General features: G+C 52.5%; 21 protein-coding genes. 5 read left to right on the forward strand and 16 right to left on the reverse strand.

Annotation, left to right across the window (positions count from 1 at the left end):
• Window positions 1–11: 11 nt before the first annotated feature.
• From fliG to DW350_RS12515, 6 genes are all read right to left on the reverse strand, one after another.
• Window positions 12–1046 carry a flagellar motor switch protein FliG gene (gene fliG / locus DW350_RS12490; protein ID WP_115719207.1) on the reverse strand — a complete coding sequence of 345 codons (1035 nt, stop codon included), beginning with the start codon at window positions 1044–1046 and terminating at the stop codon, window positions 12–14.
• A complete protein-coding gene (gene fliF / locus DW350_RS12495; protein ID WP_115719208.1) occupies window positions 1036–2802 on the reverse strand; it encodes a flagellar basal-body MS-ring/collar protein FliF in 1767 nt (588 codons plus the stop codon). The genes fliG and fliF overlap by 11 nt, the downstream gene beginning before the upstream one ends.
• A gap of 10 nt (window positions 2803–2812) precedes the next feature.
• Complete coding sequence (gene fliE, locus DW350_RS12500) at window positions 2813–3181, reverse strand: flagellar hook-basal body complex protein FliE (protein ID WP_115719210.1); 369 nt, start codon at window positions 3179–3181, stop codon at window positions 2813–2815.
• 60 nt (window positions 3182–3241) lie between these two features.
• Window positions 3242–4552 (reverse strand): sigma-54-dependent transcriptional regulator, encoded by a 1311-nt coding sequence (locus tag DW350_RS12505; RefSeq protein ID WP_115719211.1) that lies wholly within the window; start codon window positions 4550–4552, stop codon window positions 3242–3244.
• Window positions 4549–5559, reverse strand: coding sequence for a sensor histidine kinase (locus DW350_RS12510; protein ID WP_115719213.1), 1011 nt, complete (start codon window positions 5557–5559; stop codon window positions 4549–4551). Before DW350_RS12510 ends, DW350_RS12505 begins: the two co-directional genes overlap by 4 nt.
• A gap of 132 nt (window positions 5560–5691) precedes the next feature.
• Window positions 5692–7140 (reverse strand): sigma-54 interaction domain-containing protein, encoded by a 1449-nt coding sequence (locus tag DW350_RS12515; protein WP_115719214.1) that lies wholly within the window; start codon window positions 7138–7140, stop codon window positions 5692–5694.
• Window positions 7141–7367: 227 nt separating this feature from the next.
• On the opposite strand from DW350_RS12515, the gene pseB reads away from it, so the two are divergent.
• The 5 genes from pseB to pseI are packed head-to-tail and all read left to right on the forward strand — an operon-like array spanning window position 7368 to window position 12718.
• Complete coding sequence (gene pseB / locus DW350_RS12525; protein ID WP_115719217.1) at window positions 7368–8369, forward strand: UDP-N-acetylglucosamine 4,6-dehydratase (inverting); 1002 nt, start codon at window positions 7368–7370, stop codon at window positions 8367–8369.
• On the forward strand, window positions 8366–9511 hold the full coding sequence (gene pseC / locus DW350_RS12530) for a UDP-4-amino-4,6-dideoxy-N-acetyl-beta-L-altrosamine transaminase (protein ID WP_115719218.1): 1146 nt from the start codon (window positions 8366–8368) through the stop codon (window positions 9509–9511). The genes pseB and pseC overlap by 4 nt, the downstream gene beginning before the upstream one ends.
• On the forward strand, window positions 9508–10200 hold the full coding sequence (gene pseF / locus DW350_RS12535) for a pseudaminic acid cytidylyltransferase (protein ID WP_115719219.1): 693 nt from the start codon (window positions 9508–9510) through the stop codon (window positions 10198–10200). The genes pseC and pseF overlap by 4 nt, the downstream gene beginning before the upstream one ends.
• Entirely contained in the window at window positions 10197–11672 is a 1476-nt protein-coding gene (gene pseG, locus DW350_RS12540) for a UDP-2,4-diacetamido-2,4,6-trideoxy-beta-L-altropyranose hydrolase (protein WP_115719221.1), read from the forward strand. Before pseF ends, pseG begins: the two co-directional genes overlap by 4 nt.
• Window positions 11669–12718 carry a pseudaminic acid synthase gene (gene pseI, locus DW350_RS12545; RefSeq protein ID WP_115719222.1) on the forward strand — a complete coding sequence of 350 codons (1050 nt, stop codon included), beginning with the start codon at window positions 11669–11671 and terminating at the stop codon, window positions 12716–12718. Before pseG ends, pseI begins: the two co-directional genes overlap by 4 nt.
• A 6-nt stretch (window positions 12719–12724) precedes the next feature.
• On the opposite strand, the gene DW350_RS12550 is transcribed toward pseI, so the two are convergent.
• The 10 genes from DW350_RS12550 to flgL form a co-directional block, all read right to left on the reverse strand.
• Complete coding sequence (locus DW350_RS12550; protein WP_115719223.1) at window positions 12725–12994, reverse strand: DUF8042 domain-containing protein; 270 nt, start codon at window positions 12992–12994, stop codon at window positions 12725–12727.
• The gene (locus tag DW350_RS12555) at window positions 12987–14276 is read right to left on the reverse strand and encodes a motility associated factor glycosyltransferase family protein (RefSeq protein ID WP_115719225.1); all 1290 of its coding nucleotides are present in this window, start codon (window positions 14274–14276) and stop codon (window positions 12987–12989) included. Before DW350_RS12555 ends, DW350_RS12550 begins: the two co-directional genes overlap by 8 nt.
• A complete protein-coding gene (locus DW350_RS12560; RefSeq protein ID WP_115719226.1) occupies window positions 14269–16395 on the reverse strand; it encodes a motility associated factor glycosyltransferase family protein in 2127 nt (708 codons plus the stop codon). The genes DW350_RS12555 and DW350_RS12560 overlap by 8 nt, the downstream gene beginning before the upstream one ends.
• A gap of 4 nt (window positions 16396–16399) precedes the next feature.
• Complete coding sequence (locus tag DW350_RS12565) at window positions 16400–16663, reverse strand: hypothetical protein (RefSeq protein WP_115719227.1); 264 nt, start codon at window positions 16661–16663, stop codon at window positions 16400–16402.
• A 47-nt stretch (window positions 16664–16710) separates the two neighbouring features.
• Window positions 16711–17145: a flagellar export chaperone FliS gene (gene fliS, locus DW350_RS12570; RefSeq protein WP_115719229.1), complete on the reverse strand. Its 435-nt coding sequence runs from the start codon at window positions 17143–17145 to the stop codon at window positions 16711–16713.
• 40 nt (window positions 17146–17185) lie between these two features.
• Entirely contained in the window at window positions 17186–18592 is a 1407-nt protein-coding gene (gene fliD, locus DW350_RS12575) for a flagellar filament capping protein FliD (RefSeq protein ID WP_115719230.1), read from the reverse strand.
• A gap of 26 nt (window positions 18593–18618) precedes the next feature.
• A complete protein-coding gene (locus tag DW350_RS12580) occupies window positions 18619–19011 on the reverse strand; it encodes a flagellar protein FlaG (protein ID WP_115719231.1) in 393 nt (130 codons plus the stop codon).
• A gap of 81 nt (window positions 19012–19092) precedes the next feature.
• Window positions 19093–19923, reverse strand: a complete 831-nt coding sequence (locus DW350_RS12585; protein ID WP_115719233.1) for a flagellin N-terminal helical domain-containing protein — start codon at window positions 19921–19923, stop codon at window positions 19093–19095.
• Between the two features lie 197 nt (window positions 19924–20120).
• Window positions 20121–20951, reverse strand: coding sequence for a flagellin N-terminal helical domain-containing protein (locus DW350_RS12590; RefSeq protein ID WP_115719235.1), 831 nt, complete (start codon window positions 20949–20951; stop codon window positions 20121–20123).
• 77 nt (window positions 20952–21028) lie between these two features.
• On the reverse strand, window positions 21029–22246 hold the full coding sequence (gene flgL, locus DW350_RS12595; RefSeq protein ID WP_115719236.1) for a flagellar hook-associated protein FlgL: 1218 nt from the start codon (window positions 22244–22246) through the stop codon (window positions 21029–21031).
• Window positions 22247–22249 lie beyond the last annotated feature (3 nt).

Here is a 22249-nt window from a genome sequence, read left to right on the forward strand (position 1 = left end):
CGTTCACCTAATCAGAGGAATTCATCGGCACCGCCGCCACCCAAGGAGATCTCACCTGCATCCGACAAGCGTCTGGCAATGCTCAAGATCTCTTTCTGGGCCACTTCCACATCCGACAAGCGAATGGGGCCCATGGCTTCGAGGTCGTCGCGCATCAGATCGGCGGCCCGTTTCGACATGTTCTTGAACATCTTTTCACGCAGGCCGTCATCGGCGCCTTTAAGGGCTTTAATCAAGGTGTCTTGCTGAATGTCACGCAGCAGCGTCTGAATGGCCCTGTCGTCCACGTCGGCCAGGTTTTCAAAAACAAACATCAAGTCTTGAATTTGTTGGCTCAGCTCTTCGTCGGCTTCGCGGATACCTTCCATCAACTGGTTTTCGACGGCGGTATCGAGGTAGTTCATGATGTTGGCAGCGGCTTTCAAGCCGCCCATCTTCGCCGCTTGCGCGCCACTTTGGCCAGCAAACTGCTTTTCCATAATTTCGTTAAGTTCTTGCAGCGCCGCCGGTTGCACCTCTTCGAGGTTGGCAATACGCATTAAAAGGTCTAAGCGGTCACGCTCAACAAACTGCGACAAAATCTCGGCGCTTTGGTCCGGGTCGAGATACGACAGTACGATGGTCTGAATTTGCGGGTGCTCGTTTTGAATGATGCTGGCCACTTGGCGCGCATCCATCCATTTCAGCGATTCCAGGCCCTTGGCATTGCCACCGAGAATAATTTTGTCGATAAGCGCGCCGGCTTTGTCTTCACCCAAGGCATGGTTCAAGGCTTTACGGATAAAGTCTTCGGAGTCAAAACCAATGGACGAATACTGCTGGATGTCCTCAATAAATTGTTTGTGGACCGCCATCACCTTGTCTTGGCTGAAGTCTTCCATCGACGCCATCATCATGCCCACTTTCTGCACCTGCTTAGGCTCTAGGTGGCGCAAAATAGAGGCGGCATCTTCCTCGGTGAGGCTCAGCAGCAAAATGGCCGTTTTTTCAATGCCATTGAGTTTGCTGACATCAAAGGTCTTTTTCTCTGCGACTTCATTTGCCATCGTCTGTTAACCACCCTTTGACCACCTGAGCCGACAGCTCGGGTTCGTTCGCCACCAAGGCACGAATTGCTTTGAGCACTTCTTCGTCTTTACGAAGGTCAGGCAACTGTACACCACCTACCATGGTAATACCCGGCGCCAAGGCATCTTCACCGTCCATACCGGAGAAGCTTTCTAACGCGTCGCCGCCGCCACCCATTCCCATGTCACCAGCCAGCGCCAGGTCAGTATCTTGGGCGTTGCCACCCAGCAGGCGTTTCAGAAGCGGCCTTACCACCACGAAAATCAGCACGATAATGATAAGGGCACCGGCCAGCACTTTCGCTAAACGGGCGAACCAGCCGGTTTGGTAGAACGGAATGGGCTCATCAAGGCCTGTATCCGGGCGCGCAAAGGGCACCGACAATACTTCCAGGCTGTCACCACGGGTTGGGTCTAAGCCCAGGCCCGCCATCAACAGCTTTTTAATGCTCGCCAATTCGTCGGCACTGCGTGGCACTTCGGTCACTTTGCCGTCGGCGCCCACTTGTTTCTTGTAGTCCACCGCTACCGATACCGTCATCCGGTCAATGGTGCCCACTTGTTGGCGGGTATGACTGATGGTGGTATCCAATTCATAGTTTTTGGTGCTTTCAGAGCGGCTAGAGCCTGGCGTTTGTACGGTATTAGCCTTGGTATTGGTGGCATCTTCCGGGATCTGTGAATCCACTGGTGGCTGGTTAGACAGCGCACCGGGCACGCCGCCAGCGGTACTGCCGCCACGGTTTTCTTTAACGTCCATTTCTGAACGCACCGCCGGCTGGTCAGGGTTGTAGCGTTTTTGGGTTTGTTCGACGGCAGTAAAGTTCATGGACACGTCCACCTGAGCGGTATAGTTGTCCAGGCCCACTACCGGGATCATGATGGAATCAACCTTGTCCATGTACTGCTTCTCGCGAGCGGTTTCCAGCTCTAATTCCTTGCGAGATTCTGCGGCCATGGCATTTTGGCTGCCGGAGTTGAGCAGACGGCCATTTTGGTCGGTTACCGTAACCTTATCCGGGCTCAAACCGTGCACGGCAGAGGCCACCATATCAACGATGGAATCCACTTCTTCTTGCTTTAAGGTCAAGCCATTACTCAGCGCCAGCACCACGGTAGCCGAGGGCTTTTGACGCTCACGCAAGAACACCGACTCTTTGGGAATGGCCAGCAGCACCCGCGCTCTTTTCACCGCTCTTAATTGCTCAATGGCGCTGGCGAGTTGTTTTTCTCGGCTGAACTTCAGGCGCTCTTGTTCCAGGCGTTGGCTAACACCAAAGCCCATATCTTTCATCAAGATATCGTCGCCGTTGTCGCTTTCTTGGTTGCTGCTCAAACCGGCACGGGTCATGGCCAGTTTGATTTTTTGATAGTCGCCATCAGGCACCGATACGGTGTTACCTTCGACTTTGTAGGTGAATTTGTGTTGGTCGAGAAAATCGAGGGTAGAAACCAGTTGGTCGGTTTCCATACGGCCAAGGGGACGATAATCAGGCTCTTTGGCCCACAGGAACACCAGTACCACCAGTGCCAGACCAATAGCCAAACCCAAAATCAAGCTGACTTGACGCAACATATCGGCATTGCCGAGGTTGGACATCAAGCTAAAGCTTTGCTCGCCAGTATCGCTACCGCCGCCCACAGTGTTGTTACTGCTGGTGTTTTCAACTGCTTCTGCAGGCACCGGCGCCGCGGCATTGCCGACGGTGGCCAGTTGGGTGTTCTCGTCCGCCACGTACTACTCCTTACACCGGCATGTTCATCACATCCTGGTACGCTTGAATCAACTTGTTGCGTACCTGGATGGTGGCTTGGAAAGCGATGCCTGATTTTTGACTGGCGATCATGGCATCAGCAATAGACACCTTGGGGTCACCCATTTCAACGGCGGTTTGTTTCGCCGAGGCATCTTGCTGGAGACCGTTAACCTTGTCCAGTGCCTGAGTAAAGAGGTTAGCAAAGTCACTTTGTACCGAGCGCGGCGCTTGGCTTTGGCCCAAGCTGGCCACGCTGTCGGTATTTTGTGTTTCCAAGCTGGCACGAGGGCCTTGCGCTTGGTTAATAAGTGACTGCATCTGTTGCAGCAAGGCTGAGTTTTCACCACCGATCTTCATGTCATTATTCCGTCGTTAGTGACTGTGACAAACACCTTCTTGCAAGTGGCAGGCCAAGTTTTATGCAGGGATGCTGATCCCCGCATCACGCAGCCTGGCGAGCTTATAACGCAAGGTTCTGGGGCTAATACCAAGCTTCTCGGCAACCGCCTGACGCGAGCCATTACAGGCTTCCAAGGTATCAATAATGATCTGCGCTTCCTGCGCCTTAAGCTCACCGGATAAACCGTCGGTGTTCGGCAGTTCAAGCTCGGCATCCGGGGCGGATTCGATATACAAGTGCTCGGGCTCGATCACCAAGCCGTCGCTTAAAATCAGCGCCCGCTGCATCACGTTATCAAGCTCACGCACATTACCCGGCCAGTTATGGCGCTTAAGCTGCTCAGCAGACGCTGCAGACAGCTCTGGCACCAGGCCACGGCAGTGACGGCCAAGCAGATGCGCCGCCAAGGGCACAATGTCATCGGGCCGGTCTTTAAGAGCAGGCCAGGTCAGCGGGAACACATTCAGGCGGTAATATAAATCTTCACGAAAACGCCCTTCGGCCACCGCTTCTTTAAGATCGCGGTTGGAAGTGGCCAGTACCCGCACATCCAAGGAAATGGTTTTACGGCCTCCTAAGCGCTCGACTTCCCGCTCTTGCAGTACCCGCAGCAATTTCGCCTGCAGGCCCAAGTCCATCTCGGTAATTTCATCAAGCAGCAAGGTGCCGCCGTTGGCTTGCTCAAATTTCCCGGGGCAAGCTTGAATGGCACCGGTAAAGGCGCCCTTTTCATAACCAAACAAGGTTGCTTCAAGCATGTTGTCGGGGATGGCCGCGCAGTTAATGGCGACAAAAGGATTGGCAGCGCGCTCGGAATGCTGGTGCACGTAGCGCGCCAGCACTTCTTTACCGGAGCCACTTGGGCCCAGCACCATCACGGTGGCATCGGTTTTGGCAACTTTGTCGGCCAGTTTTAACAGCGCCAGACTTTTGGCATCTGCCACCACCGGGCCCTTGTCGTCATCGGGCTCGCTAAGGGCGTAGCGGCTAACCATGTTAATCAGCACTTCTGGCGCAAACGGCTTGGCCATGTAATCAATGGCGCCAAGCTTCATGGCTTCAACGGCATCGTTTACCTTGGCATGGGCGGTCATCAGCAGCACCGGCAACTCTGGGTAGGTTTTGCGCACCGAACGCAATAGCGCCATGCCATCCATGCCGGCCATTTGCACGTCAGACACCACAATTTGGAAGTCACTGGCTTTTAATGCCAGCAAGGCTTCTTCGCCATTGATAGCGCTTTTTACCGCAAAACCAGCCAGTTCCAGGGTATCAACCAGGGCTTCTGACAGCGCGGCGTCGTCTTCAACAATCAATACCTGAGTCATGCGTTGTCCTCCACGAGCGGTAGGATGAGGGTCATTCGAGCCCCTTGGTCGCCATTGGCCATATGCAGTTGGCCACCATGGGCCTGGGCAACAGCACGCACCACCGACAAGCCAAGGCCAGTGCCGTGGCTTTTGGTGGTAAAGAAGGGTTCGGCGATTTTAAACAGTAATTCTTCGGGAATGCCGGGGCCGTCATCGGTCAACGAAATGGACAGCCATGGCGCTTGCTGAGTTACGCTAAGCGTGAGCTTGTGGGCACCGGCTTGCAGGGCGTTATGAATCAAGTTACCCAGTGCTGACACCAGCGCGCTGGCCGAGCCCAGCAGGCGAGCATCGGCGGCACCGTTGTCAATGTCCAGCTCGCCATGATGGGTTTCGAGCATGGATTCAACCGAAGCTTGCAGCTGATTGACCAACTCGCCAGCGCTGAGCTTGTCTGCCACTTTTTGGTCGCCGCTTTTGGCAAACAGCAGCATGTTGTTCATCTGACTTTCCAAGTCCTTTAACCGCGCCACCAATTTGTGTTGGAAGCGGTCGTGGGTAGCATCGGGCAAGTCTTTATTGAGCTGGCCGGCATAGAGCATGGCAGCCGACAGCGGCGTGCGAATTTGATGAGCGAGTGACGCCACCATGCGGCCAAGGGACGATAACCGCTGCATGTGTGCCATACGCGTTTGCAGACTGCGGGTTTCGGTAAGGTCGGAGATCACAATCAGTTGGCCTGGTTCACCCTCAATAGGGCAAATGTCCAGTTTGACCCGGCGGCCATTAACCAACGACACCTCGGCACCGTCATCTTCACGGGGACGAAAGGCACGGGTAACCACATCCAGCCACTTGCATTGCAGCAAGGGTTCACCCAGCAGCGATACGGCGGTGGTGTTGGCTTCGGTCACCCAGCCATTACCGTCCAGCACCACGACCCCGACCGGCAGAATGCTTAACAGCTTGTCGAGTTGTTTAGCGGCCGGCTCGGTTGCCGGGTACCACTGTTGTGCCAAAGACATAACTCACCTCTCGTCTTGAACCTGATGGCAGGGTCAATGCGAAAGGCGTGCCAAGTTAAAAACTCTTTATTTTACATTGAGATGAAAGGATTTTAACCGGGCGCCAAGGATTTGACACCCGGTAAATCAGCCTTATTCGAGGGATTTGTTTAAGCCGTATTTGCGCATTTTTTCAACCAGGGTGGTACGGCGCATACCGAGCATTTCTGCCGCGCGGGCCACTACGTTGTCGCTGCTATCCAGCGCCTGGCAGATAAGGTCTGTTTCCAGCTCGGCCAGCATTTCTTTGAGGTTAATACCATCAGGTGGCAAGGTGGTGGCAGCACTCGCCGCTTCAGCGGTTGGTGCCTCGGCAGCCGCAGGCACCTCGGGCTCGGCAACAGGTTCGTCGAGGAAAATCGACATCAAGGCTTCCCGCTCCAGCGCTTCTTCCTGGGCCTCGTCAAACTGGCTGACCTCGCCGTACTGATAACTACGCGGTAAATGGCCAACATCAATTTGCTGGTTGGGATGCAAAATAAGCAGCCGTTCCACCAAGTTAGCCAATTCACGCACGTTACCTGGCCAGGGGTGCTGGGCCAGCGACTCCAGGGCACCTTGGGCAAAGTTCAGGTTTTTACCCTCTTCGGCTTCCAGCCGCGACAGCAATTCGTTGACCAGCAGCGGAATGTCATCCACCCGTTCACGCAGCGCCGGCATTTCGATGGGAAACACGTTGAGGCGATAGAACAAGTCTTCCCGGAACCGCCCTTCTTCTATCATTTTTGGCAGTTCACGATGCGTTGCCGCCACAATACGCACGTCGGCTTTAATGGGCTTGCCGCCACCGACCCGCTCAAAGACTTTTTCTTGCAGCACCCGCAGCAGTTTTACCTGCATGTTAAGGGGCATATCGCCTATTTCATCAAGAAAGAGTGTGCCGCCCTGGGCCAGCTCAAAGCGGCCTTTGCGGGCAGCGATAGCGCCGGTAAACGAGCCCTTTTCGTGGCCAAACAGCTCGCTTTCCAGCAGCTCTGGCGGAATAGCGCCGCAGTTAACAGGCACAAAGGGCCCATCTTTACGGGCCGATTGGAAATGCAGGTTACGGGCCACCACTTCCTTACCGGTACCAGATTCACCCAAAATCAGCACTGAGGCATCTGTTGGCGCTACCTGGCCAATCATCTGCCGTACCAGTTGCATCACCTTGCTGGTGCCCACCAAAGAGCGGAACAAACGGGCGTCACTGCCGCTACTAACGTGTGGCTCATGCGCCACATGTTGCCGACGCGACAACAACCGCAGCAGTTCTTGAAACTGGCTCAGCTTGAAAGGCTGATTAAGGGCACCTAAAAAAGCGCCATTCGCGTTATCCGGTTGCCAACCTAAGGTGATGTAGGGTCGCTGACAGCCATTGAGCCAGTCCTCTGAAACGGCTTCACCGGCGACAACGACACGGCAAGGCAGTAATGACTGACTGGCAGACAAGGCGTCCGGAGCCATACTTGCGCAGTGCTCACCGATGAATTCCAGTAATGTGTGTACGGTTTTCTGACGTTCCTGATCAGCATCGACGACCAGGAATCCGAGTTGGGTCTGCATGCCTTACTAAACCATGTGCTTGTGTGAGTCGCTGCATACAGTATGCAAGCATTTGTTATAGTAGGAAAAAGCGCCAATGCATAGGGCGCTCTGACGCTTAATGATGCCGTCCAGCTTGGGCAGATGCCAGTATTCAGCCAAGATTAATTCTAATATCTTTTTGTTTTGCGTTGTGGCGCGCATTTTGCTTTTAACCCCATCAGCCAGCCTCATAGTGGAGATAAGGCATGTTTGACAATTCGTCCATTCTTGTGACCGGCGGTACCGGCTCCTTTGGCCACATGTTTGTTCGCCAAATTTTAGCGCGATATAAACCCAAGCGGCTGATAGTGCTGTCCCGGGATGAATTAAAGCAGTTTGAAATGCGTCAAGAGTTCGACGCGCCCTGCATGCGCTATTTTCTTGGCGATGTTAGAGACCGCGAACGGCTGAACCAGGCTTTCAAAGACGTTGATTATGTCGTACATGCCGCCGCACTCAAACAAGTGCCTGCTGCTGAATACAATCCAACGGAATGTATTCGCACTAACATTACCGGCGCCGAAAACGTGATTCACGCAGCCTTAAATAACAACGTCAAAAAGGTCATTGCCCTCTCGACCGACAAGGCCGCTAACCCAATCAATCTGTACGGCGCAACCAAACTGGCGTCTGACAAACTGTTTGTTGCAGCCAACAATATGGCAGGGCGACACCCCACCCATTTTTCTGTAGTGCGCTACGGCAACGTGGTGGGGTCACGGGGCTCGGTGGTGCCGTTTTTCAAAAAACTCATCGACAACGGCAATGACCATTTGCCCATTACCCACAAAGACATGACGCGCTTTTGGATCACCTTAGACGAAGGTGTGGAATTTGTACTAACCAATTTCCAGCGCATGCAAGGTGGTGAAATCTTTATTCCAAAAATTCCCTCGGTCAGGATCACCGAGCTCGCCACGGCGATGGCCCCCGGCTTAGAGCAACGGGAAATTGGTATTCGCCCCGGCGAAAAGCTGCACGAAGTCATGTGCCCGGCAGATGATTCCTATCACACCTTTGAATATCGCGATCATTTTGTCATTTCCCCTTCCATTACTTTTCATAGCCGCACCAACGATTTTGACGTCAATGCATTAGGTGAAAAAGGGAAATTGGTTGCGCCCGGCTTTGAATATAATTCGTTGAATAACGAGCACTATCTGACCATTGACGAACTCAAGGCGTTAAATGAAAAGGTATTGAAATGATCCCTTACGGCCGCCAGCACATCGACGACAGCGACATAAAAGCCGTGGTTGATGTGTTGCAAAGCGACTTTCTCACGCAAGGGCCGGTTGTGCCTCGCTTTGAGGCGGCCGTTGCCAGCTATTGCCAGGCGCGCTTTGCGGTGGCGGTCAATTCAGCCACCTCGGCATTGCATCTTGCTTGCCTGGCATTGGGCCTAGGCCCGGGCGACAGGCTGTGGACCAGCGCTATTTCCTTTGTCGCCTCGGCTAATTGTGGCCGTTATTGCGGCGCCGACGTGGACTTTGTGGACGTTGACCCAGCAACAGGCAACCTAAGCCTGGCGGCCCTTAGCGACAAACTGCAGCAAGCCGCCAAGCATGGCACACTACCGAAAATATTGGTTGCGGTGCACTTGGCAGGCCAAAGCCTTAACATGCAAAAGTTGGCAGCCATTTGCAGCCAATACAACGTAAAAATCATTGAAGATGCCAGCCACGCCATCGGGGCAAAAGACGGTGAGCAGGCAGTTGGGCACTGCTCTTACAGCGATGTTTGTGTGTTTAGTTTTCACCCGGTAAAACCCATTACCAGCGGTGAAGGCGGTATGGCGCTAACCAACAGCCCAGCCCTTTATCAGCAGATGCAGCAGCTGCGTAGCCATGGCATTACCCGCGAAGCGGACAAAATGCCTTTTGGCAGTGATGGCGATTGGTATTACGCCATGACCGAGCTCGGTTTTAATTTTCGAATGACCGACCTAAGTGCCGCGCTGGGGCTTAGCCAACTCAACAAACTGCCTGACTTTATGGCGCGCCGCCAAGCTCTAGCTAAGATTTACGACGACGCTCTGCCCTCGCCCTGGCAACCCCTTTATATCGCCCAGCCAAGCCATTGCAGCTACCACCTTTATGTTATCCAGCAGCCGGGATTGGCCCTTGCTGAAAAAGCGCGCTTATTCAAAGCTCTGCGCGAGCAAGGAATTGGCGTCAATTTGCACTACGTGCCTATCCCCAACCAGCCTTATTATCAAAATCTGGGCCAGCAACCCGCCGCTTACCCTGGTGCCCAGCGCTACTACCGTGAAAGCCTGACGCTGCCGCTGTTTGTGGATATGAGTGGTGACCAGCAACAACAGGTGTTGGAGGCGCTAGCCCGCTTATGAAAGTTGCCATTATCCCGGCCCGGGGCGGCAGTAAGCGTATCCCTAAGAAAAACATCCGCTTTTTCTGCGGTAAGCCGATGATTGCCTGGTCCATTACCGCGGCCAAAGAAAGTGGCTGTTTTGACCAGGTGCTGGTATCAACCGACGATGCCGACATTGCCGACTTAGCCCAGGAGTTAGGGGCAGACATTCCCTTTGTTCGCCCCGCGGAACTGGCAGATGACTTTACCGGCACCAATGCCGTTACCGCCCACGCTATTCGCACCCTGCAACAAAATGGCGCCGTTATCGAAGCGGCTTGTTGTATTTATGCCACCGCGCCTTTTCTTACCGCCCAAGTGATCCGTGACGGCGAACAACTGCTTAATCAGCATCAGGACGCCGCATTTGTAGTGACCGTGACCGAGTTTGAGTTTCCTATTCAACGGGCGGTCACCCTTGATGCTCAAGGCCGGCTGGCGCTGCGTGAACCTCAGCACTTAACCACACGCTCCCAGGATTTACCGGCTTGTTACCATGATGCGGGTCAGCTTTATTGGGGCCGCCCCAAGGCGTTTTTAGACGACTTGCCGGTTTTTGCCCCGCACACCTTGCCGCTGGTGCTGCCTAAGCACCGGGTACAAGACATTGACACTCCGGACGATTGGCAACGCGCAGAGCTGATGTTTAAAGCGCAGGAGCATCAATGAGCAGCCCAGCGAACCTCTGGCCAATGTTAGTTGTTCGCACTGACAGCTCTCACCGTATTGGCCTTGGCCACCTTAGTCGCTGTTTGACCATTGCCCGAGCTTGGCCGGGACCGGTGCGTTTTATTTGCCGCGATCTGCCAGGCGCGGCCCTCCACTGGCTAGATGAGATGCCGGTAAACTGGTTACCCGCCGCCGATGACGACGGCAGTTGGCTGACCTTGCCGCCCCTTGAAGATGCCAAGCAATGTTTGGACGTACTGGCTGAAATAGAGCCGCAGCCAGCCATACTGCTCGTTGACCACTATGGCCTTAACAAGCAGTGGCAACAGGCCATTTTGCAGCAGTACCCGGCCCTGAAACTGGTGTGTATCGACGACCTGTGCCGTGCACATAGCTGCGATCTGCTGATTGACACAAGCCTTGGCCGAACCCCCAAAGACTATGCCTTACCCGCCTGGGGCAAATATTTTTTGGGCCCGGCCTTTGTGCCGTTGCGGCCTGAATTTAAGCCGCGAGCAGAGTGTGGCGAGCCGCATCAGCTATTGATGAGTCTGGGCGGCATCGATGCCAACAACGACAACCTGCGGTTACTTGAGTGGCTCGATAGCCGCGCAAAGACGCAAGGCATAACCGTCACCCTGGCCATAAGCCGCCAGGCGCCACACCTTGAGGCCTTGCAAGCCTTTGCCAAAGCGCACCCTTGGCTGACCCTGGCGATTGATAGCCAGCAAATGGGCAACCTCATGCGCCAGGCCCGGCTTGCTATTGGCGCTGCGGGCACCAGCGCTTGGGAACGCTGTGCCTGCGGCTTACCAACATTGCAACTGGTGGTGGCTGACAATCAGCGCCACAACGCCGAAAGCCTCGCCAGCGCAGGGGTTGCCATTAATATTGACGGGCAAGACAAAAACGCTTTTTTAGCGGCGTTTGATGAACTGTGGCAAAGCCAAACCTTACGCAAAAAAATGCGCCAAGCCGCCCTTTCACTCTGTGACGGCCAAGGAACTTGGCGCATCATCGACGCGCTTAAAACCCTTACACAAAAGGCAGTGCGGCTGCGCCCCATGACCGAAGATGACTGCCAACGCCTTTACCGCTGGCAATGTGAAGCAGGGGCAAGAACCTATTCACGTAATAGCGCCATACCAGATTGGTCAGAGCACCAAGCCTGGTTTCACCGCACCCTAGCCGCTAAAGGCACCAAACTGTGGTGCATTGAACAAGCGCAACTACCGTTAGGGATGTTGCGCCTTGACTGGCAATCTGATGATAAAGCCGAAGTGTCGATATTGCTCAGCGCGCAAGCGCGCGGCAAAGGATTAGGCCTTGAGGCCCTGATACAATTGCAACGTATGGCATGGGTAACCACCTTGGTCGCCGAGGTACACCCAGACAACTTGGCGTCACAAAAACTGTTTCTTAAAGCCGGTTTCCATGCCACGGGCCCGCGTCACTATGAGGTCACACCATGAGCCAACATTTTCATATTGGTCCCTATCAAATTGGCCATGGGCACGCGCCTTTTGTCATTGCCGAGCTGTCTGCCAACCATAGTGGCTCCCTAGCCACGGCCCTTGCCCATATCGATGCGGCAGCCGCCACCGGGGTGCAGGCCATTAAGCTGCAAACCTATACCGCTGATACCATGACCCTGGATATCGACAAAGACGACTTTAAAATTAAAGGCGGCTTGTGGGACGGCTACAGCCTGTATCAGCTGTATGAAAAGGCCCATACCCCGTGGGATTGGCACCAAGCCTTGTTTGACCGCGCCAAAGAGAAGGGCTTGCTGATGTTTTCATCCCCCTTTGACGAAACGGCGGTAGATTTCCTGGAGTCCTTGGCGGTGCCGGCTTATAAGGTGGCGTCCTTTGAAGCCACCGATCTGCCACTGGTGGCCAAAATCGCCAACACCGGCAAGCCGATGATTATCTCCACCGGTATGAGCGATTTTGACGAAATTGCCGAGACCTTAAGCTGCGCGCGGGATAACGGCGCCAGCCAGATAGCGCTGCTGCATTGCATCAGTGCTTACCCAACACCGCTAAAAGACGCCAACCTCAAGCGCATGCAAGCTCTCGCTGAACGTTTTGACGTCACGGTAGGCCTTTCTGACCACACCTTAGGCACAGTAACCGCCTCTACCGCAGTGGCACTGGGCGCCAGTATCATCGAAAAGCATTTTATTTTATCGCGCCAGGACGACAGCCCCGATGCCGCCTTTTCCTTAGAGCCGGCAGAGATGACACAGTTGGTTAATGACTGCTTAGGGGCATGGCAAGCCCTTGGCACGGGTGAAGACAAACGCAGCGAGGGCGAAAAGGCCAATATGCGGTTTCGGCGTTCGCTGTACTTCGCCACCGATATCAAAGCCGGAGAAGTGGTCACAGCAGCGCAAATTCGTCGTATCCGACCTGGCTATGGTTTGGCACCCAAATATTTGCAAGAGGTAGTCGGCCGCAAAGCCAAAGAGAATATTTCAGCAGGCACCGCCGTGGCTTGGCACCTGCTGGATTAACACCGATTAGTGACGAACCAAGGTACCCAGGAGATCTTGAAGCTCATATTCCAGGTAGTCAGCTAACCCCACCCAGTCCTGATGTTCCTGGCATTGCAGCATACGGGCAACAAGCGTGTTTAACCGATGTATTTTGGCTTCGTCTTCAACAGGAAAATGTTCAACCACTGACGTTAAGGTGTCGACAAGATCCATGGCCGCTTGGGTGCTTAAACCCAAGCGAAATAATTGCGCATGTTGACGGCAACGAGCGGCATAGGCCGATAATTCAGTCATCTTTTGTTTCCCTCTTACTGCTGATGGGCGGTGCACCTTGAATAACAGCGCCGGACAGCGACCCGTTATAAAACTGCACCGCTGGGTGAGCAGCGATATAACGCTCAACCCCCACCAGATAACTCATTAAGTTACGTAAGGTTTTCACCTTTTCACCGCGGCCATTGACGGTCCACTCGACGGTTTGTTGATGGCCAAGGCCCAACTCTCCGTCTTGCCAACCGGTATGGGTTCGCTGCTGACTGAAAGCAAAATCGGTGCCGATTAGCGTGATTTCGCGAGCGCCCATCTTCACCGCCAGATCAATAGCGGGATGAACAACGCTACCGTAGGTAAAAAGTGTCGTCTTTGGCCAACGTTTACGCAGCGGCTGGTAAGCCTCACTCTCGCTCATGGCCAAATAACGAGGGCCAGGCCAAGCATCCAGCAAGTGCTTAGGCGTTAGCGGGAAATACACCAAAGGAATGTCGAGAGCAGGCAGTTGCTCTGGGGTAATACGGGCATCAAGGGTCACCACAATGTCCGGATAAATGCCCTTTGCAACCAGGGGTTTGACGGCCGTATCAACCGCAATAAGGGTGACCTTTGGTTGCTGAGTTTTAAGAAAAGCATATTGCTCAGCAAGCGACGGCCCAGGCGCCACTATTATCGCACTGGCGCTTTTAAGCTGGCCGAAAAGCGCCTTTACATCGCCGTCTTGGCTAAACAATGGCGCTTTGTCTTCAATGGCGGGCATTTGCTTGGCGATTTCGGCGGCAAATCGCTGCCGCACCATAGCCCCCTCAAGTTCGGTGACTAAACGCTCGCGAATTTTGCGGCTACCAGCGCTGGCTAATTCAAGCTCTGCCGGATACACCACAAAGGGGCTGGCAATGTCGTCAAGCTCCGCTGCCAGCTGCAAATTCACCCTTGGGTCGTCAAGCCATTGGCGATGATCTAAAAGGCTCAGCACCAACAAAAAAATCGCCTCGTTAAGCACCACCACATCAAGACGTGTGAGTTGGCTGTTGCCAAGCGCTTGCATTTGGATATCGCCAAGGCCGGTGCCATAAAGCGTAAAATGGCGAGCCCCTTCTGGCAATTGCGCTAACTGCTGGCGAGCCTCAGCCACCCTGTCATGGCGGCTGGTTAGCTGCACCCCATTCACGCTCAAGGTGCTTTGCTGGCCTTCTACCAGCTCAACCTTGCCTTGCGCATGCTGGCTGGCGGCGGTTAATTTAGCCAGTAACCCAGGCCAGCGACGTTCAATAATGCTCTGATTAACTTCAGAAAAGTCAGCCATTGTGCTTTTCCCGCCAGCTATCGTAGTCCAGCAAATCCAGTTGCTGGTAATGGGCTTGATAGTGCTCGGGAATAGCGTCAATAAAGTCGCGATAAATGATTAAGCCATCGTTGAACCAGCCAATGGCCGTTTCTTCTTTGACCGAGCTAAACAGCAACCTGACCAAAAGCGATTGGAAATAGAGCAAGCTGCCTTCAAAAATAGAATAAATTTGCGGTCTGCCGGCGCGAAATTCATCACGAAGGGTTTCCATCATTTCTTCCATCAGCGCCTTGGCAGCCATTCGATCAGTCACTGGCGTTGCTAATAACGTCAGCATTTTTTGGCAAACCGCATTCACTAATTGCGGGCTTAATATTTGCCAGTATTGCTGCTGTTGCTCATGGGTAATACAAGCATCGACTTTTTCAGTAAGAATTTGTTCAATCAATGCCTGTTTATCTAAGCTGCCATCCAATGCAATTTGTTCTATATGGCAAGGTTGGGTGCCTTTAATTGCCACCCCGTCGTTGCAATTATAACAATTGATGTGGGGATGCTTATTCAGCAGCCGCTCGATGTTGACGCGAGATAAATTAAAAAAGGAATTGGTAATAATCTCGCCGCCAAAGTTGCCGGGTACCACATGGTCGTCGGTTTTCTTGAAAAAGTTAACGTCCTTACCATCCTTGTCGTAATACATGCTTTGCACAGAATGGTGATGGCCTTCCGGGCGGTACCCGAGATCGACACCCAATAAAATAATGTTTTTAAAGCCCATGTGAATTGCCGCATAGAGCGCGGTATTCGACACGGTGGGGTTAATATTGTTGGCGCTTTCGTGCGACTCTTTAAAACCGGCCATGGTTAACAGGGCAAAGCTGGAGGCTTCTCGGTCTTTAAGTAACTGAAATTTCGTAGTGAATTTATCGAAGACTTCCGGGTGTACCGAACCCGGTGCGATAAGCACCCTTTTGGCAACAAAGTCATCATCTTCGACTTTATCCAGCACACCAACCGTAATTTTGGTGCGTTCCTGCTCACAGTGAAAATCTGGCTCAATACCATAACGGTGTAATGAACGCAGCGCCGTGCCACAAGAAATAACAATGGCTTTACCTTGATTGGCTTTAATAAAGTCCGCTTGCTGATCTAACGACGGGCCATTGGCACAAATCAGCACTGGTACATCGTCAAACACCAACGGTTTATCGTTACGTAAAAAGCCCGCTTGGCTTTCTAGGTTTTTCCCCTGGTGGGCAATGGCTATCACCGCATCATCATAAAATCCCCAGCCATGAGTTAACTCATAAAAGCGGGTTTTATATTCTGCCAAAATCTTACTGACCTTCTCACTACCGTGGTGCACAAAACCATAAGCCCGCGACACGTTATAAATACCAAAACGGGCACTTTGCGCCATGTAGGTATCAAAAAAGTCCGCTTCGTCGGTGCCAAGATTTAAATGGATGGTGTCACCACGTTGGTCAATGAGTGGCAATAATTGATGCCACGCGGTGGTAAATAAGCTGGAATAAAAGAGGTCTAGGTCAGGCTCAATCACATAAAGGTGGCGAATGCGGTGGTTATGAACGAGCTGCTCAAGATGAAAACCTAATCCAACACCAAAAACCAGCATCTCACCCAAAGAGTTGGGTAATACCTTGGTATCTAGGGTGTCAAGACATTGCTGGGAGTGGCGAATAAGCTGATTGAGATAATGCGAATGCAAAAAGCCTGCAGCGTTAGTTTCGTTTAACAATACCGCCCCATCGGTAAATTTGGGGTTCTGGCAAAAGCTCTGATATTGCAGCACGCTGGTGATATAAGGGGAGTAACTATAGAGGAACTTGCCCGTTTCAACATCACGGATATTAGGCTGTCCTTCCACCAAATCAATATGATAACGGCTTGGCTTGTAGTCCTTCATCACCGCATAAATATCGGGGAAGTAGAACTCAAATGCCTTCATGTTGGCCTGGTAATGGGCAAGAAGGTAATCGTCATCAAAGCCGAACAGGTAAAACTTGTCGTTAAACGCCTGTACCTGTTCTAGAGCACGCTGCTCACTTTGAATCGCTTTGACTCGGCTTTCCAGTGCTTGGATGTCATCTCCAAGCTCATCTATTAAATCCGTCATGCTGTTAGCCTTTGTTAGAGGCTACGCGATGATAGCGGTTCACCGCGTTGCTGGCCTTGTTTTGGGAAAGGCGCTGACGCGCCAAACGCTGACGTTCAACTTCCAGTTTATCAACCACAGGTGCATCATCGTTCAAGATCTGTCTTGCCACTTGGGCTACCACCGCTTCATTGCCGTCACGCAAAGCCATCATCGCTTCTAACAATTTCTGGCGGTTGTCGAGAGCTTGATTGAGCAAGGCCTGGTCTTCAGTTTCCTGAAGCCTCATCACCTCTTGATGCGCTGCAAGCACTTGCTTGCAGCAGTCCTGGAATGTCATGACGCGGGCCGGTTTGCATCCCGATGCTGGAGTTTGTCTAACCCTTCTTGTTTTTGCGGGTCAGGCATATCACGCCAAGCATCGCGCAAGGGCCTAAAAAGCTGCATCAGTTGCTCGAGCTTTTCAGTATCACGGCTCGCACTGGCATCCACCAGGCCTTCGGTCATCACATCGTAAAAGTCAGAAAAACGCTGCGAAACTTCCGGCTCAGAGTCTGTGTCCAGCACCCCTTGCAAGCCGCTTATCAAGGCAATAGCTCTATTGATGGCATTGGATTTACCTTCAATGTCTTTGCGCTCGATACAACCTTTGGCAACAGCGATCTTTTCCAGAACGCCGTCCATCAACATCAAAATGATCTGGTGGGGATTGGCTTCCATCAGCCGAGCGTTCTTATCCGCTCCCTGATATTGCCGAAGATTCATTCGCATGGTTGGTCCCCCTTTCGGTTAGGCAGTGGGCAACAACTACTTATTCACTCGACGATGATGTGGGTAAGCCTTTCAGGGCATTGGTCAAGTAATTGCCGGTTTCTTTGTATTTGGCAACTATCTGATCCAGGCCATCAAATTTCTTACGCATCGTCGACTCATAGTTGCTGAGACGATTCTCTAAGTCCGAACGTTGCTTGGTGATATTCTTAAGCGTATCGTTCAGTGCCGTTTGGCGCTGAGAAATCGCACCATCTGAACCACTGTAAGTGTCAAGAATGCCATCAAGCTTAACGGCTAACCCATCGTCTCCTGCAAAAAGCTGACCAAGTTGCGAAATCTTATTGTTAATTGCATCTTCAAGACGCGCGTCACCACTGGGGCCACTACCGATACCAAAGGAGGCAATGGACATTTTGCCCTGGTTATCGAAGGTAATACCGGCCCCGTAGAGGTTATCGATACCGCCCTGCCCTTTTAATGAGGCCACAGAGCCGGTCAGCAAGGTTTGAACCTGGCTTTTTAATGAGCGCACCAGCGGGTCAAAGGCCAAATCGCCGCCTTGAACAGCATCGTCACTGTCACCGCCACTGCCTGGCGCACCCAGGTCGTCTAATGAACTTTTTAAGGTGTTGTAGCCATCGACAAAGTCTTGGACCAGCTTTTTAATGCTGTCGGTATCGCGGCTGATATCTAAGGTGTTAGCACCGGTGGTAACAGACTTGGCTTCGATACTGACGCCAGCAATGGCCTTATCAAAGGTATTGGTGTCATTAGACACCGTAGCGCCGTCAACGGTGATCACCGCATCTTGGGCTGCCTGCTGCACATTTAACCCAGTAGACAGCGCCGCCAATGAAGTGTCGCCGCTGTAGTTCACTGTCAAGTTATTGGCAGCGCCGGTAGTGCTGGAGGTCAGTGTCAGCTGCGAGCCAGCATCGGTGTTAACCACGTTAGCACTGACGCCCAGTTCACCACTGGCATCATTAATTTTTTGACGGATGTCATTGAGGGTGTCACCGGCATCAACGGTAACATCAACACTTTTATCACCAACGCTAAACGACAGTGTACCGGCACCAAAGGTAGAGCCAGATGTCATCAGGTTGGATGCTAGACGGGTGCCTTTCGCCAGTTGCTGCACTTCAATTTGGAAGCTGCCGTTGCTGGCGTCGTCGGTATCAACGGTAAAGGCGTCGGTATCAGGGCCGGTAATATTCACCGAGCTTTGATCAAAAGATTTGGCATCGGCCAACTTTTTGACGATGGCCTGGAAGCTAGAAATGGCAGACTTGAGCTTGCCAATACCGGACAACTGGGTATTGGTGGTCTCTTCTTTCTTGTTAAGAATAGCCTCCTGAGGCGCTTTCTCAGCGTTGACATAGACTTTGATGATACTTTCAAGATCCAGTCCGGAACCGATGCCGGCATTTGTAATCGCTGCCATGTCTATGTCTCCTCTATCAGGATTGATCAGACTTCTTTATCAAGAAATATGCCGGTTTGCTGCTCCGTTGTATTTTTTAGTTCTTTGAGCCTTTCGGCGGTTTTTAACACTTCCTCAGCTGGGATCTGACGAATCACTTTGTCGGTATCAGAATCGATAACCTTGATCACCAGGCTGCCGGAATCTTCGTCCTCAGAGAAGGACAAATTATAGCCACGCATGCTGACATAGTCGGCAAGACTCTGCACAGCATCGGACAACTCTTGCCCCTTAACACCGGCTTTAGCCGCCGCCGCTTGTACGGAAGGCTCTTGGCTAAGCTTTTGTACCAGTGTTTTGGGTGACGATTCAGTGGCATTGACTTGGCTGGAAGCAAGACTAGTAGAAGCTGCTGTAAGCCCTTGTGTCATATTGCTCATTGCCTAACCCTCTGCAAGATACGCAAAAGGATGGTGCCTGACTCAGACACCATCCTGGCGTTTTCCTTCACCTACTTAAGCTTAACTGCCCAGTAAGGAAAGTGCGATACGCGGTTGCTGGTTAGCCTGGCTCAACATTGAGCTGGCAGCCTGCTGCAGTACGCTGTTACGGGCCAGAGTAGCAGTCTCAGCAGCGTAGTCGGCGTCGGTGATACGTGAACGAGATGCTGACAAGTTCTGAGAAGTGTTCTCTTGCGACCGGATAACAGAGCTGAAACGGTTCTGTTTGGCACCCAGGTCAGCACGAGTGCTGTTTACTGTTTTCAGTGCGCTATCCAGAACACCGATCTGAGACTGTGCACCGTCAAAGCTGTCGATTTGAGCGGCAGTCCCCAGATTCAGGTCAGTACCGGAGGCGGCGAAGTTAGTGGAGATAACCACTGAAATCGTTTGGCCAGCGTTGGCACCGATCTGGAAGTTCTCACCGTAAGTACCGTCCAGCAGTTTAACACCGCCGAATTCAGTATCTTTAGAGATACGGGTCAATTCAGTTTTCAACTCGCCGTATTCTTTGTTCAGAGCGGTACGGTCATCGGTGCTGTTAGAACCGTTTGAAGACTGTACAGCCAGAGTACGCATACGTTGCAACAGGTTGGTATACTCGTCCAGTGCACCTTCAGCGGTTTGTGACAAAGAGATAGCGTCGTTGGCGTTACGTGCGCCCTGGTTCAGGCCGTTGATCTGTGCGGTCAAACGGCTAGAGATCTGCATACCGGCCGCGTCATCTTTGGCGCTGTTGATACGCTTACCAGAAGACAAGCGCTCGTAGCTGGTTTGCAGCTCGTTGGTGGAGCGAGACATAACGCGCTGAGAGTTCAGCGATGCAACGTTAGTGTTTACATACAGAGCCATGAGAAGTCTCCTAAGTGATTAAGGCGTGGTGACTTGGCTAACCCCGGCTCACCGCTCGCCAAACATTTGGTTCACTTTCTGTATCGCCGTCTGCAGAAAAAACTTTTAGAACGTTTAGTTATAAGAAAATCAATTTAAAGAAAAACCGCCTCAAGGGCGGTTTTTTCAATAGGTTACGTAGCAAGCAGTGGCAAAAATTACCCTTTCAGCAACGATAAAGCGATCTGTGGCTGCTGATTTGCCTGGCTCAGCATGGAGCTGGCGGCCTGTTGCAGCACAGTGTTTCGGGCCAAAGTTGCTGTTTCTGCCGCGTAGTCAGCATCAGTGATCCGCGAACGAGAGGCGCTCAGGTTTTGCGCGGTATTGTTCTGGGAACGAATAACAGAGCTAAAACGGTTTTGCTTAGCACCCAAATCAGAGCGAGTTCCGTTGACCTTCTGCAGCGCAGAGTCCAACACCGCGATCTGTGACTGCGCACCATCAAAGGAGGTGATAGAGGCAGCAGACCCCAAGTTGATGTCGGTACTGGATGCCGCGAAGTTGGTGCTGATGGAGACCGAAATCAACTGACCAGCATTGGCGCCAATCTGGAATTTCTCAGCATAAGAGCCATCAAGCAGCTTCACACCACCAAATTCGGTATCGCGGGAGATACGGCTTAATTCAGTTTTAAGCTCGCTGTATTCCTTATTAAGGGCACCGCGGTCATCTGAACTGTTAGAACCGTTGGAGGCCTGAACCGCCAAGGTACGCATCCGTTGCAACAGGTTGGTATATTCGTCCAAGGCGCCTTCAGCGGTTTGCGACAGTGAAATACCGTCGTTGGCGTTACGAGCGCCCTGGTTCAAACCATTGATCTGCGCCGTCAAACGGCTAGAGATCTGAAGACCGGCGGCGTCGTCTTTGGCGCTGTTAATACGCTTACCAGAAGACAATCGCTCATAGCTGGTTTCCAGCTCATTAGTAGAACGTGACATGACTCGTTGCGAGTTCAGTGAGGCCACGTTTGTGTTCACATAAAGTGCCATGATCCTCTCCTTCTTATGAAGAATCTGTCAGCGCAACGAACTGCGCCACATTGACTATTAAGCAATTGGCGTGCCAATTATTTTATGTAGTTAAATAAATTCAGTGAATTCACGGCCTGAAAGCCGGAATAAGAGGCCTGCATAACGGTTTGCTGCTGGGCCAGGCGCGACACCGATTCGCCAATATCCACTTCGGCGATATCGGCCCGGTTTTTCTTGAGGATGATGTCCGAAGATGCCGAGGCATCTTGCAAGCTATCGACAACATTAACGCGGCCGCCAATCAAGGCCTGGCCACTGACCACACTGTTATAGGTTTGCTCGGCAATTTTTTGTACATACTCGGCATCCGCTTGCCGCTCGTCAGGTGTGCGGCTCGGATCCGTCAATTGTCCGGCGTAGTCCGTCAAAACATTGAGTATGTTGTCGCGCTCAGGAGGATTGAGTGTGAAATCTGCAGAGGCTCCCGCCGCGCCACTAAAGCTGACGTTTAAGCCTTCGAAGTTAATGGGCTGGCCCTGCACATAATTGCCGGTGGCCAGCACATTGCCGCCACTGTCGGTCACTTGATAGGTATCAGGGGTGCCGGCCGCTGTAGAAACACTGAAGGTGTTGCTGGCCGCATTATTGGGATCGTAATTAGCACGGTAAAAGGCATCGAACTGCCCTTCATCGGCAATGGCGGTTTGTACCGTACCGGTACCGCCGGTCAAGGTACTGCTTACCGACAACACCGGGTTAAGGTTGTCGAACAGGTCAAACCCTGGGAAGTTGGCATTCAAGGTGACTTGCTGACCCACCTGGATCATCTGCTTACCTTGGTCACCCTGGTAGACGTAACGGCCACCAATCACCTGATAAGGGGCGGTTTTACCTTCGTTCCCCGAAAAGATGTAATCGCTGTTGGAGTCTTGGGTATTCATGCCATCAAGTAATTGATCGCGAATACCAATCAGCTGCTCGGCAAGCGCTTTTCTGTCCCCTTCACCGTTCACACCATTATTGGCCTGAACCAGCAAGGTACGGGCCTTGGCCAGGGCATCGGTCATGCTGGACAGCGTGGTTTCGGCGATCCCCAAGCGTGATTTCAGATCGTTGCCGTTTTTGCGGAATTGATCGGAGATCCCAAGCTGCTCATCAAGGCGCAGCACGGTACCTGAACCAGTCGGGTCATCCGCTGGCTGCAAGATTTTGTGCTGAGTGGCAACCTGGTCGCGCAGCTTAACCAAATCCCCCTGGGTGCCGAGGATGTTGTTCAAACCCGACTGAAAAATCATCTGGGTAGAAACACGCATAAC

Source organism: Gallaecimonas mangrovi, from assembly GCF_003367375.1.
In the GTDB taxonomy this organism is placed as follows: domain Bacteria; phylum Pseudomonadota; class Gammaproteobacteria; order Enterobacterales; family Gallaecimonadaceae; genus Gallaecimonas; species Gallaecimonas mangrovi.